The organism is Edaphosphingomonas haloaromaticamans (assembly GCF_001853345.1).
Taxonomy (GTDB): Bacteria; Pseudomonadota; Alphaproteobacteria; order Sphingomonadales; family Sphingomonadaceae; genus Sphingomonas_E; species Sphingomonas_E fennica.
This window is the reverse complement of sequence record NZ_MIPT01000001.1, coordinates 2,178,060-2,190,217: the sequence shown is the minus strand read 5'-3', so window position 1 is coordinate 2,190,217 and position 12,158 is coordinate 2,178,060. Positions and strand designations below refer to the sequence as shown.

The 12,158-nt window shown below is 62.4% G+C and carries 19 protein-coding genes; 17 read left to right on the top strand and 2 right to left on the bottom strand.

All coding sequences use genetic code 11. The features are described from left to right. Nucleotides 1–36 precede the first annotated feature (36 nt). The 15 genes from BHE75_RS10160 (at nt 37) to BHE75_RS10105 (ending at nt 9,252) form a co-directional block, all read left to right on the top strand. Nucleotides 37–450 (top strand): single-stranded DNA-binding protein, encoded by a 414-nt coding sequence (locus BHE75_RS10160; protein ID WP_070933788.1) that lies wholly within the window; start codon nt 37–39, stop codon nt 448–450. 441 nt (nt 451–891) lie between these two features. After that, a complete protein-coding gene (locus BHE75_RS24450) occupies nt 892–1,065 on the top strand; it encodes a hypothetical protein (protein WP_191225180.1) in 174 nt (57 codons plus the stop codon). Between the two features lie 139 nt (nt 1,066–1,204). Then, nucleotides 1,205–1,417 carry a helix-turn-helix domain-containing protein gene (locus tag BHE75_RS10155; RefSeq protein ID WP_070933787.1) on the top strand — a complete coding sequence of 71 codons (213 nt, stop codon included), beginning with the start codon at nt 1,205–1,207 and terminating at the stop codon, nt 1,415–1,417. Nucleotides 1,418–1,603: 186 nt separating this feature from the next. After that, complete coding sequence (locus BHE75_RS10150; protein ID WP_070933786.1) at nt 1,604–1,867, top strand: DNA -binding domain-containing protein; 264 nt, start codon at nt 1,604–1,606, stop codon at nt 1,865–1,867. Nucleotides 1,868–1,998: 131 nt separating this feature from the next. Further along, on the top strand, nt 1,999–2,346 hold the full coding sequence (locus BHE75_RS24950; protein WP_368073064.1) for a transcriptional regulator domain-containing protein: 348 nt from the start codon (nt 1,999–2,001) through the stop codon (nt 2,344–2,346). Next, nucleotides 2,243–2,809: a DNA -binding domain-containing protein gene (locus BHE75_RS10145; RefSeq protein ID WP_070933785.1), complete on the top strand. Its 567-nt coding sequence runs from the start codon at nt 2,243–2,245 to the stop codon at nt 2,807–2,809. The genes BHE75_RS24950 and BHE75_RS10145 overlap by 104 nt, the downstream gene beginning before the upstream one ends. A 131-nt stretch (nt 2,810–2,940) precedes the next feature. Then, nucleotides 2,941–3,204 carry a helix-turn-helix transcriptional regulator gene (locus BHE75_RS23255; RefSeq protein WP_084653099.1) on the top strand — a complete coding sequence of 88 codons (264 nt, stop codon included), beginning with the start codon at nt 2,941–2,943 and terminating at the stop codon, nt 3,202–3,204. Between the two features lie 3 nt (nt 3,205–3,207). Then, the gene (locus tag BHE75_RS10140) at nt 3,208–4,080 is read left to right on the top strand and encodes a replication initiator protein A (RefSeq protein WP_070933784.1); all 873 of its coding nucleotides are present in this window, start codon (nt 3,208–3,210) and stop codon (nt 4,078–4,080) included. A 178-nt stretch (nt 4,081–4,258) separates the two neighbouring features. Continuing rightward, nucleotides 4,259–4,897 (top strand): ParA family partition ATPase, encoded by a 639-nt coding sequence (gene parA / locus BHE75_RS10135; protein WP_070933783.1) that lies wholly within the window; start codon nt 4,259–4,261, stop codon nt 4,895–4,897. After that, the gene (locus BHE75_RS10130; RefSeq protein WP_070933782.1) at nt 4,894–5,151 is read left to right on the top strand and encodes a ribbon-helix-helix protein; all 258 of its coding nucleotides are present in this window, start codon (nt 4,894–4,896) and stop codon (nt 5,149–5,151) included. The genes parA and BHE75_RS10130 overlap by 4 nt, the downstream gene beginning before the upstream one ends. Beyond that, a complete protein-coding gene (locus BHE75_RS10125) occupies nt 5,148–5,627 on the top strand; it encodes a DUF2840 domain-containing protein (RefSeq protein WP_070933781.1) in 480 nt (159 codons plus the stop codon). The genes BHE75_RS10130 and BHE75_RS10125 overlap by 4 nt, the downstream gene beginning before the upstream one ends. Continuing rightward, nucleotides 5,624–6,121: a S26 family signal peptidase gene (locus tag BHE75_RS10120; protein WP_070933780.1), complete on the top strand. Its 498-nt coding sequence runs from the start codon at nt 5,624–5,626 to the stop codon at nt 6,119–6,121. Before BHE75_RS10125 ends, BHE75_RS10120 begins: the two co-directional genes overlap by 4 nt. Nucleotides 6,122–6,176: 55 nt before the next feature. Further along, nucleotides 6,177–6,512, top strand: coding sequence for a DUF736 domain-containing protein (locus BHE75_RS10115; protein ID WP_070933779.1), 336 nt, complete (start codon nt 6,177–6,179; stop codon nt 6,510–6,512). Between the two features lie 4 nt (nt 6,513–6,516). Continuing rightward, complete coding sequence (locus tag BHE75_RS10110; protein WP_070933778.1) at nt 6,517–7,245, top strand: lytic transglycosylase domain-containing protein; 729 nt, start codon at nt 6,517–6,519, stop codon at nt 7,243–7,245. 252 nt (nt 7,246–7,497) lie between these two features. Beyond that, the gene (locus BHE75_RS10105) at nt 7,498–9,252 is read left to right on the top strand and encodes a relaxase/mobilization nuclease domain-containing protein (protein WP_070933777.1); all 1,755 of its coding nucleotides are present in this window, start codon (nt 7,498–7,500) and stop codon (nt 9,250–9,252) included. A 213-nt stretch (nt 9,253–9,465) separates the two neighbouring features. Here BHE75_RS10105 and BHE75_RS24040 read toward each other — a convergent pair whose 3' ends face one another. After that, a complete protein-coding gene (locus BHE75_RS24040) occupies nt 9,466–10,056 on the bottom strand; it encodes a hypothetical protein (RefSeq protein WP_139181699.1) in 591 nt (196 codons plus the stop codon). A gap of 204 nt (nt 10,057–10,260) precedes the next feature. After that, nucleotides 10,261–10,407 carry a hypothetical protein gene (locus tag BHE75_RS24445; RefSeq protein ID WP_191225179.1) on the bottom strand — a complete coding sequence of 49 codons (147 nt, stop codon included), beginning with the start codon at nt 10,405–10,407 and terminating at the stop codon, nt 10,261–10,263. 115 nt (nt 10,408–10,522) lie between these two features. Here BHE75_RS24445 and BHE75_RS23250 point away from each other — a divergent pair, with 115 nt between their 5' ends. Next, nucleotides 10,523–10,927 carry a DUF5710 domain-containing protein gene (locus BHE75_RS23250; protein ID WP_139181698.1) on the top strand — a complete coding sequence of 135 codons (405 nt, stop codon included), beginning with the start codon at nt 10,523–10,525 and terminating at the stop codon, nt 10,925–10,927. A 286-nt stretch (nt 10,928–11,213) separates the two neighbouring features. Then, entirely contained in the window at nt 11,214–12,068 is an 855-nt protein-coding gene (locus BHE75_RS23245; RefSeq protein ID WP_084653094.1) for a hypothetical protein, read from the top strand. Nucleotides 12,069–12,158: the final 90 nt, after the last annotated feature.

The window sequence follows — 12,158 nt, the reverse complement described above, 5'->3', positions numbered from 1 at the left end:
GACGGTCCCTCGGACTTGAAGCAACGGAGCAATATCATGCAGAACATCGTCATTCTCGCCGGCAACCTCGGCGCAGACCCGGAAAGCCGCACCACCCAGGGCGGCACCAACATCACCAGCATTCGCCTCGCCACCTCGCGTCCCCGCTACAAAGACGGAAAGATCGTCCGCGATGAACAGGGTCGCCGGGTCCAGGACACTGAGTGGCACCGCATCACCTGCTTCAACGGCCTCGGCAAGACGGTACAGGAGCATTGCACGTCGGGGATGAAGCTTCTGGTCCGGGGCCGCATCCACTACACCAAGTGGACCGACCAGCAGGGCAACGACCGCTATGGCTGCGAGATCATCGCCGAAACGGTTGACTTCCTCAGCCGCGGCAAGCCCGCGCAGAAGGACGAAGGTTACACCGGGAACTACAACGACCTCGATGACGACATTCCGTTCTGATCGGGACGGAGCGGCCCGGCGGAGCAATCCGCCGGGCCTCTTTTTTTGCCGACGCCCGGAACCAACTGCCCCGGACTACCCCCACACAAAACCGGCCTTGCGTTCTGATTTGCCTCCAGACGCACGGCACACGTCCGCCATGCCCTGACCATTGCTGCTTGAACGGCAAACGGGACCGGGAAGGATGAGGAAGTGTCCACACAGCCGGACCCGGTCTGAACGAACCTCCATCGGTTCCGCTTCCTTGCAGGCGCCACCGCCGCTCTCATTGGCTCTGATCCTTGGTCAGACCCATGGCTTCGCCATCAACCCATAAAGGGTCCGCTACGCGCAGCGTGCGGCCTTCGGGCTGCGCCCGTGCGGTGATTGCAGCCATGCGCCCGACACTTCGGGAGCCTGTCGAGCGGGGATGGTCCCCGCGACGAAAGACAGGAGCCCGCAATGTCTAAGTCGCTCAACACCGTATCCGCCTATGCCTGGAGCCTCGCGCGCAGCCTCATGGTCAACATCATCGTATTCCGAACCGAAGGCGGCCTGTTCAGCGCGATGCCGGCCAGCGAATGGGACGGCGATTCGGCAAGCATCGTTCGCGAGTTTGATCCCTTTGCCCGGTGAGACGGACGCGGGGCCGCTCGCCGGCCCCGCGTTCCTTGGATGCGTATTGGCTGATTTCCGCAGATACGCCGTTACGTAGATACGATTCCCTAGTATATTAGGTGGCCATGGGTTAGGCAGAGCGGCGACGTCCCCCCGCATGAGCTTGCGGGAGATCGTCGCCACCAACTTGCGTCACATGCGTCATGCCAAAGGCTTGTCGCAGGAGGAACTTGCGGACCGTGCCGGGATCAACCGCAATTATGTTGGAATGCTGGAGCGCGAAGAGCACGCCGCGACGGTCGACATGCTCGAACGGATCGCTGCGATCCTCGACATTGACCCGATGGAATTCTTCCGCAAGTCGAGCTGATCTTCACCCGTTGTTGCCGGGGCGTCCGACGCGCAGCATGTTTTACGACTCGAAACCCCATTTCGGAAGGATCTGGCAGAGGGTGGAGTTCGCGCGCTGCGTGCGTGGGCCTTATCCCATCGATCGCATAACCGGGCCTCGATTTCGGGACAATCGCAACGCCTCCTGGGCGCCAGGTGTCGCGCAATGACCATTCCTGCATTTGACGACGTGCCTCCGCAGACAAGACGGGTGAACCCCTATGACGAACGCCATTTCGTTACCTATCTGCGCCTGCTCGAAGCGGATGCCGAGGGCGCGCACTGGCATGAGATTGTCCGCGTGATATTTGGCCTTGATCCGGCAACAGATCCCCAGCGCGCCTGGAGCATTTACGAAAGCCATCTCGCTCGCGCCAGGTGGATGACCGAAGTCGGATATCGCCATTTGCTCGAAGGACGCCCCCAGTAGAACCGTCGCCGCCGCCCACAGGGGATCACTGCGCCGTGCGCGCAGGTTCGCCCGCAAGGCGTTGAATTCATGCGCTCGGGCGGTTCTTCTGGCCTGGCTGAGAGCAGGCAAGCTCACTCTCCTGACCCCGAATGCGGGATACAGGGAGAGGTGCGATGCCAACTGCCAGCGATTGGCGGTCGCAAGCGATCGCCGGGGCAACCGCCAATTTCGATTATGCGGACTTTGCGCAGGAGTTCCTGCGGCACAACAAGAATTACCGCCGTGACTATGATCGGCTGACATCGACGATCGCGGACGGTTCACATCGGGAGAAGACCCTCAGCGCGGACTTCGTCCGGCGCTGGGGGTTGGTGTTTCCCCATCGACCCTTATGTGTCGGCCGCCGCCGCGCCCGCGCTATGGCGCCCCGACGTCGCGCCAGGCACAGTCGTGCTGGCGCCTCCGCCCCAAGGTTATGCCGCCGCGCCTGCGTTTGATCCGGCTGATCTCGGCCCGATCGTCGCCGATCACACCGACCAGAGCGGTCGCCACCTCGTTATCGACGATCCCGGTGGACGCCTGCGCCTGTGGCTGTCTGATCCAGCGATGCGCGCTGGCACGATCATCGCACTCTCACCCGACGGGGACTATCCCTTGCGCCGGGCCGCCGCCGACCGCTTCCTGCGCCGACTTCAGGGAGCGCCGCGCGGCAGACAATCCGCCGCTTTCCGGCCAACGGAATTTCAGCGCCTGCGCCTGAGTCTCCTGCTGCACCTGTTGAGTCTCCTCGCGGCGGGTCTGAGCACGCGCGAGCTGGCCGACACCGCTGTCTATCCCGGCCTGGAGCTTCACGGTTCCGACTGGCGCGCGGCAAATGAACGCCGGCAGGTTCAACGTCTGCGCGATGAGGCCATTCGGCTCAGCGAGACCGGATATCTCGATCTGCTCCGGAGCCGGTGACGCTCTACGCCGGTGCGACATTTCCCGCAGGCTGATTTTGCCCTCTCTCCCGGCATGGGCGGCATACGCCAGCCTTGTCTCCAGCACCACGCGCCTTGCCCTTATGGCCCGCGCTTCGACGGAGACCGATCATGCAGCCTGATGTCCCAGACACTGCGCCCCGCTTTCTGCGAACACCCGATGCTGCGAAGCGTCTCGGGCTTTCGCCGCGCACCCTGGAGAAGCATCGCTGCTTCGGAACCGGCCCCATCTACCACAAACTCGGCGGACGCATCGTCTACACGGTTGCTGACATAGACGATTGGGCGGCGGCCGGGATGCGGCGCTCGACATCCGATCCGGGGCCCGGCCTGGCCACGACGAGGCGGCGCGCTGCCAGCGATCGCGGGCGGTAATCCATGTCGCTACGCAAAGCTTCCACCCGGCAGCTCGACCTGTTCCGCCCGACCGGTGGGGATGTCGCTCCGCGCGATGCTCAGGATCTGATGAGCTGGCCCTTCTTCTCGCTGGCCAAGAGCAAGCGGGTCGCACCGATCGAATTCCGCATGGGCGAGGTCTCGATTCAGGTCGAAGCGACCCCGGAACATGGCATGGCGACCATCTGGGATGCTGATATTCTGATCTGGGCCGCGAGCCAGATCGTCGAGGCGCATGACGCCGGCCTGCCGACCTCGCGCCTGATCGCCGCCACGCCCTACGACATCCTGACCTTCACACGGCGCGGCACCGGTAAGGCCAGCTACGAGCGGCTGCGTGCAGGACTGGACCGGCTCCAGTCGACGACCGTCGCCACGAGTATCCGTCAACCCGCGCAGCGCCGCCGCCATCGTTTTTCCTGGATCAACGAATGGCGCGAACGCCTCGATGGCGATGGCCGGGCGCTCGGTATCGAGATGATCGTGCCGGACTGGTTCTATGCCGGTGTTCTCGATCATGCGCTCGTGCTTACCATCGACCGGGCCTATTTCGCCCTGACCGGCGGCCTTGAGCGGTGGCTCTACCGAATCTGCCGCAAGCATGGTGGGCGCCAGCAATATGGCTGGAGCTTCGATGTCGCCCATCTGCATCTGAAGTCCGGCGTTCTGTCTCCGCTCAAGCGCTTCAGCTTCGAGTTGCGCGATATCGTCCGCCGACAGCCGCTCCCCGGATACCGGCTGACGCTCACCCTCGAGCTTGGCCGACAGCGGCTCACCTTCGTCCCGATTCCCCTCGACCCGCTCGACGCCGCCATGCGGCGAATGGGCTACCCGCCTGTGGATAAGTTGCCATGAGACACGGACTATCAGGAACCGCGACTATCGGACGATCGGGAACCCGATCCTCGGACTATCAGGAACCGAAATCGTATATAACACAATGGAATCATTGGGCGATTTCACCCCTTAACATTGCTAACCTAGAATCCTTCGGATTCTTGCTAACGGGCCGCGCGCCTGTGGACGACGCGCGATGATAGTCGCGCTTCTGAACCAAAAAGGCGGCGTCGGGAAAACCACGCTCGCGCTCCACCTTGCCGGCCAATGGGCGCAGTCGGGTAGACGCGTCATGCTGATCGACGCAGACCCCCAGGGCTCTGCGCTCGACTGGGCGGAGCAACGCGCGGCCGAGGGCCTGCCGAGGCAGTTCAGCGTCATCGGCCTGGCTCGCGACACGCTGCATCAGGAAGCGCCTGCGCTGGCCCGTGACGTCGATCATGTCATCATCGACGGTCCCCCAAGGGTCGCAGGGCTGCTGCGTTCGGCGCTGCTCGCCGCGGATCTCATCCTCATACCGGTTCAGCCATCCCCGCTCGACGGCTGGGCCTCCGCTGAAATGCTGGCGTTGCTCGACCAGGCGCGGATTTTCAAACCCGCCATCACCGCGCGCTTCCTGCTCAATCGCTACCCGGCGCGCACGATCATCGCCCGCGCCACCGCCGAGAGCCTCGAAGCCCATGATCCGCCTTTGCTGCCAGAGCATGTCGGCCAGCGCGTCATTTTCGCGGAGGCCATGCGGACCGGCCGTCTGGCAAGCGAACTGGACGAGGATGGCATCGCCGCGCGCGAGGTCGCTGCGCTCGCCGATGCGATCGAAAGGCTTGCGCCATGAGCGGCGGCGGACGGTCGCGGCGCGGTTTTGCGGCGCGCCCTCGCTCCGCCGACGCCTGGATCGCCGCGCCAGAGGCCAGCGAACCATCGCCTCGCCGCAACGCCAATAGCGCCCGGCTGACGATCGACGTGACGCCGGACCTGCGCCGGCGCCTCAAGCTGGCGGCGCTGCAACGCGGCATCACGCTCGCCGATCTCGTGCGCGCCATGCTCGCCGAAGCCTTCCCTGAAGATGATCAGGGGAGAGCGCCATGAGCTTCGCCGCCCGTGATGATCGCACGCGCGTTGACCTGCTCTGGATCGAGAAGAAGATCGAGCGCNGGATACGCTTTGGCCGTGCAATCGAAGACCAGATTCTGGATCGCCGCCGGCGTCGCCTCGGATTCGCGCCGGACAGCGTGTTCGCGTTCGTGCGCTGGGCATCCAACGACTTCGGCACCGTGGTGTCCCGCATCGACATCGTGCGCGCCGTCATTCCAGGCGAGCCCTACCAGACGGTTCCCGGCATCGACCCCGGCGGCGAGATACTGCTGCGCGTCTCCGGTTGGCCCAAGGTCCAGCGGGTGTTCGAAGCAATCGACGTGGTCGACGCGCTCGGCGTCGATCCTGCCGACGCCGCGCCGGATTACTGGCGCCATGTCCATAACCGTCTGGCCGCGCGCGAGACGCCGCTTCCCTATACGCTGGAGCGCCATCGCGCCTGGCTCAACCGCAAAGGCGCCCTGCAATGAATGTCCGCTCGATACCCCTCGCGGTGATGACCGTGTCCATCATTCTCATCGGCATTTCGGTGGTCATCGACCCGCAGCCCCGGCTGATCTGGAACGCCAGCCCGAGCGTCCCCATCGGCTTCTATCGGGTGCATACCGGCGAGATGCCGGGGCGCGGCGATCTCGCCGTCGTGGCGCCCCCGCATCGCATCGCCCGCTATCTCGACGACGGCGGCTATCTGCCGTTCGGCCTGCCCCTCATCAAACCTGTCGCGGCGCTTGCCGGACAGCGTGTTTGCCGGGTCGGCGACACGATCAGCATCGACGGGACTGTCACGGGTGCTGCGAAGGCAAGCGATCGTTTCGGGCGGCCGCTGCCCGTTTGGCACGGCTGCCGCACGATCAGCGACAACCAGCTCTTCTTCATGAATCCGAACCGCGAGGACAGCCTCGACGGTCGCTACTTCGGCCCGCTTCCCGTCTCGACCGTGATCGGCGTCGCGACGCCGCTGTGAGCGTGGCGCCAGCAGTTTTTTTCCCTTCCACCCCGCAAAGCAAAGGAGACTGGCAATGCAACCCAACATCTTCAAACCCACGGCCGACGGCTATTCAGGCCGCATCAGGCTGCTCGGCATCGATGAGGCGCTTGTCCTCGTCCCGGCCGACCAGAGTGACGCGGAAAATGCCCCCGACTATCGTGTCCTGCTCGACGACGCGAACGGTCCAAGGATCGGCGCGGGCTGGAAGGAGGTCGGCGAGAAGGCGGGCGAATATGTCTCGATGGAGATCGAGAGTCCGCTGTTCGCGCAGCAATCGTTGCGCGCCCATCTGTTCCGTGTCGACGATGAAGGGACTGCGTTCCGGCTGTCGATCAGCCGCCCGCGATCCCGCGACGAACGGAACTGATACGATGCGTCCGCGCTGCCGGAAAACGCATCGTCGGGCGCTGTCGCTGGCGCTGCTCGCATGTCTCGCGAGCGCGCCGGCGACGGTTTGCGCGCGTGCCGATCACGAACAGCCTGCCGCCCGGACCGATGTCTCGCCTATCGCAGCACATGTCGCGGAGGCGTCGCGCCGGTTCCGTATTCCAGAGCGCTGGATATGGGCGGTCATGCGCGTCGAAAGCGCAGGTGATGTATCCGCCATCTCGCACGCAGGCGCCATGGGGCTGATGCAAATCATGCCCGGCACCTGGGCGGAACTGCGCGCGCGCTACCGCCTTGGCCGCAATCCCTATCAACCGCGCGATAACATTATCGCAGGCACGGCGTACTTGCGCGAACTGCACGATCGCTACGGCAATCCCGCCGCCATGCTCGCTGCCTATAATGCCGGTCCCGGACGCTATGATGAGCATCTGGCGACGGGCCGGCCGCTCCCACGAGAGACGCGCGCTTACCTCGCAATGCTCGCCCCGATGGTCGGCGGCGCGCAACAAGGCGGTCTGGCGAGCGCGCCCGCCGATGCGCTTGCCTGGACGCAGGCGCCGCTGTTTCCGCGTCACACTGCCGGTCCATCGGGGGCTGTCACGGTGCATGAAGATGACGTGGCCGACGACGCGCCGGCCGCGAGTAATGCGCCTCAGCCCGAGCCCCGCGATCGCCTGTTCATTCCCCTTTCCGGTCAGCAGCCGTCATGAACAGCGGGGTCGCAAACAAGCGTAGCGCGGGAGCCATTTGCGTGGGTTTTGTGGGAAGCTGCGGGGTGCCAGGAAGGGAAAGGGAGCACCGCAAGATAAAAGGACCGCCAGCAGGCTCGGTCCAGATGGTTGGTTGGATTGGGCTTTTTCGTATGGCTTCTCGAACGTCCTGCCAGCAGGTTTTCGTGAAACTGCCGAAATTCTCGTCAATCCGCGTCTGGCAGGCTTTTGCGCCGATGGTTCCAGCCTCCGATGAGCGGCCCCGACGACGAGTTCCAGGTCAGGCCTGGACGGCCCCGCGACGGAGGGACAAAAGGCCGGCAAGCGAAGTCCTTCGTCGGCCAGGTGCTGCGGGCTGCGAACAAAGGCGGCCGCGGCGGTCGCACATACAGTCCTCGCCGGAAAGGGGGCGGCGCTTCCCGCTTCGGGCGCGGCCGGGTGACAGCCCCTCGTCGCGCGCGCAGGTCATCGGATCGGCGCGTCGTCGTCAAGATGCGGATTGTCCGGCACCAAGGGGTCAAATATCGTGCAGCGCCGCTTGCCCGGCACGCCAGCTATCTCGAACGCGAAGGCGTCACGCGCGACGATGCGCCAGGCCGACTGTTCGACGCGACTGGCGATCAGGCGGACGGAAACGCCTTCGCTGATCGCTGCGAGGACGATCGCCACCATTTTCGGATCATCATCTCACCGGAGGACGCCAGGGAGATGGAGGACCTGCGGCCCTTTACCCGCGAGCTGATGGCGGACGCACAGCGCGATCTCGGCACCTCGCTCGACTGGGTGGCGGTCGATCACTGGAATACCGATGACCCGCATATCCATGTGCTGGTTCGTGGCCGCGGCGACGATGGCCGCGACCTCGTCATAAGTCGGGACTATATCCGCGAGGGCTTCCGTCATCGCGCCGAAGATCGCGTGACCCTCGAGATGGGGCCGCGCACCCAGCGCGAGATCCAGGCCGCACTCGGCCGCGAGGTTCAGGCCGATCGCTGGACGAGCCTTGATCGCGCCCTGAGGGATATCTCCGATCGCCATGGCGGCATTGTTGATCTGCGCCCGGATGCCAATGGACGTGGACCTGAAAACCGGCACCTTCTGGTCGGCCGCGCGCAGAAGCTGGAGGCCATGGGCCTGGTCGATCCGCTCGGTCCCGCAGCCTGGACCATCAAGCCGGGTCTGGAAGACACGCTGCGCGATCTCGGTGTTCGCGGCGATATCATCAAGACGATGCACAAGGCGATGGCCAGGGACACACCGAACCCCGACGTGTCCCGCTTCGCGATCCACCAAGCGCCGCCGATCGATCCGATCGTGGGTCGTCTGGTTGATCGCGGGCTTTATGATGAACTCAAAGGCAGCGCCTATGCCGTTGTCGATGGCATCGATGGTCGCACCCACCATCTCCGGTTCGACGATATCGACATGACTGGCGACGCGAAGCCCGGCGCCATCGTCGAGCTGCGCTCCTGGGACGATGCCAGGGGACAGCGGCGCCATTCGCTCGCGACACGCTCCGATCTTTCGCTTGGCGAGCAGATCAGCGCCGATGGCGCGACCTGGCTCGATCGTAATCTCGTCGCACGCGAGCAGCCTGTTCTGGGAGGCGGTTTCGGCGCGGAAGTCGCCGCCGCCATGGAGTCGCGCGCCGACCAGCTGGTCAATGAGGGATTGGCGGAACGACGGGGTGGCCGCGTCATATTCGCCCGCGCGTTGATCCAGACGCTCAAAGACCGGGAGATGCTGCACATCAAGACCGACCTTGTGAACCGCACTGGCCTCGCGCCTCTGCCATCGAAGCCCGGCGATCATGTCGCGGGTATCTATCGACAGCGGGTGACGCTGGCCTCAGGCCGGTTCGCCATGATCGACAATGGGCTGGGCTTCCAGCTCGTTCCCTGGCGGCCGGCGCTCGAACAGCATCTCGGCCGCCACGTCTCCGGCACGATGACGCCGGGCGGCGGTGTGGACTGGTCCTTTGGACGGCAACGTGGACTGGGATTGTGATCGGTACTCGTCGAAGACAGAATCCGCCGCCTTAGCCGTCATTCGCTGGCTCAGCTCGTCTCGCCGAAAGCCGTCGCACATTCATGGACAGCATATGAGGGGCGGGTCGGAGACTTGAATGGTAACGGGGGCCTCCGCTCCGGCGATGCCAAGACGGAGGACCGCGATTTTAAGGCTCACGGCGAGAAGCGATGTAATGCGCTGCCACCGGCGTCAGCGCATTACATCGCTGATGTCATTGTCGCGATATTCGGGTGACATGCTCGATTGGGCGCAATAGCGAGCGCTGCTCTCGTAGCCGCCTTCATATGTCACCTTGTAGCTGGTTTCGTTCGGAATCTCGTATGTGTCCGTGGACGTCTCGGTCCCATCCCCCCGGCCCCATGCAGCGCCTTCGTCCGCACATTCTTGCGTTACCCGGAACGTCGTCGCTCCCGTCTTTTCGATCTTCTTGAACGTGCAGTTCAGGTTCATGCCCGTTCGCGTCACCAGCGAAAACACGTCCGCCCTTGATGCCTGATTGCAGGGCGTCTCTGACCTGACATAATAACCGCGCCTCAAGGGAAGGGTCGCGACCGTCGTAGTGGCTGGCGCAGGAACGCTGGCCGCAGCCGTTTCCAAGGCGGCAACGGGTCCGGTGTTTCCTGCATCTTCGGCGACGGTGGACGCGACGGCGTTCTGCACAAGGACCTGTGCTCCCGCCGCATTCTCCGTTTCGGCCTCGGCCGTCGCTGCGTTCTGGCCGCAAGCAGCCAGACCCGCCAGCAGAGTTGCGGACACTATAAGCGGACTGGTTCTGATCATACGCGCCCCCATGCGAGAATCTCCGAAAACACCTCAAAAGATAGAAATGTGAGAAGCGACCGCGCCATTTCTCATAAGCCTGTCGATACCAAAATATCGGCCTGAATGCCATGCCCCGCAAGGGTGTCTTGATGACTACACTGGAGGACTGCACCTGCTTTCCCGCGTTGTTCCACGTGTTGAGATTCAAAATTCCGCAGACTGTCAGCCCAACACCGCCGAGCGCAGCGAGCAATCAAGCGCCCGAATTTCGCGAGCAATTCTGTCAATTGTACCTAAACCGACGAGCTGATACGTTTTTGCCTCCCTGCAAGTCGTAGAAACTACCCAGCGAAAAAGTTCGATCTTCATCATGGATATCCCACAGGACCAACCGAACATATTTCAGATGTATGTGGCGCATGGCGGCCCAGGTTTTTGGCTGCGGCGAACGACCTGGGGAAGTACCTGTGCAAGGGTGGTCGGCATGGGCGAGCCGAACGGGCCGGCGCCGTATTTCGGCAATCCGCCGGTGTTAGCTGACATTTACACGCTCGATGGCAGACTGCAGGAAGAACTGGCGAGGCTGTCGGCAGCAGGTACCTACAAGACCTGGCGGCAGATCGACCCGCCGACTTGGGCTTCAAATGCCCCTCTGCGTTCGCCGGATGACGCGGCAGTAGCGGCAACCCTTGCGCGGCATGATCGCAGGCAGATTGGCGCGAATGTCGATCAAGCAACACGCGTCGAGCTGAGCGTTCCGTACGCGCGCAAAGACGAAGCGAAGGCTCTCGGTGCTCGTTGGGATGCAGCGAGAAAGGTCTGGTGGATCGCGGCGGACAATAGGGTGGCCCTGACCAAGGCCATCGACGGCGGTTTACTCAACGAATAGCACCGCCGACGACGCTGCCGTTCGCCGCCGCCTCAAAGCCGCTCCTTGAAACCGGCCTTTCGTTCACAAGCCATAGTGACGGGACGAGCGACCACCTTGTTCGACAAACCGGCCGTTCGCCCGGTGTGCCTCGACAACCGCAGTTGGCATGCCTTGAGCGTCTCAGAGTTAAGCCAGAACCGGTATTCACTGCCGTGAAGGTCTATCATGTGGATCGACGTTCACGTTCATGTAAAAAAGATGATCTCCGACCACCTAATTTAATGAGCTCCTGTAAGGAACGCCGATGTTCGATATCCCGATGAATCACTTCAAGTCAGTCTTTGCGTACAAGTTTTTTGTGGTGCCGTCCGATCTGAATTACTTTCTTGCGAGATTTACAAATACCTACGGGATCAGTGAAGAATTTTGGTGGCAAGCGCTCCAAACAATCGAAAAGCTTCTCAAGGCTGGCCTTATCCTAAATGGGGTATCGGTAAAGAGCGGATACAACCACGATATTGAAAAGCTCTGGTGTAAACATAAGGAGGTATTCGGAGACTTAGCAGTAACCAACCTAAGAAGGCCGGACAAACTCTCTCAAAAGTTATGGAATGATCGCCCTCTTGAAAGCCTTATCGCTAGAGTGAACCAAATGGGACATCCCGATAGTCGTTACGGGCTTCTCTCCTACGCCAACGAAAATGATGATCTGTTCAAATTCGATCAGCTTGTTTTTGAACTCCGTCGGAGGACGGTTGGCTTAGACTGGATCGTCGGCAACGACTTCTCGGATGATGGGCTGACAGAATTCTATGGGCAGCCCTACCGTGATGTAATCGTGCAACGCCCGGAACGTCAAATTCGATCCATGAAGATACCGGATGGTTCACTCGGACTGATCGGCGAAAACTTGGAAGACGTTATTTATTCGTGGAATTTCCCATTTTTCCGAAATGGTTCCGATCTGGAGCGGCCAGCACCTCCCGCCGTTGCACCCGTCATAGCCGGATTTGGTAATTCCTACCTTTATCTCCTCCTAGAAAAATTAAAGGACTCTGAGATAACTGAGCTCGTAAGTGAACGTGTTGATTGGCTTCTGGGAAGTGTCAAAATTCCACTAGACGCCGAAGAAGAATTGAGGAGAATACTTGTAACGTAAGCGTGGTCAGGAAACCGCCATCGCTTAGCTGTCGCGGGATTTAGCGTCGGTGTAGGCGGCTCTTCCCTGTGCCCGTCGCTTGGCGAGCTT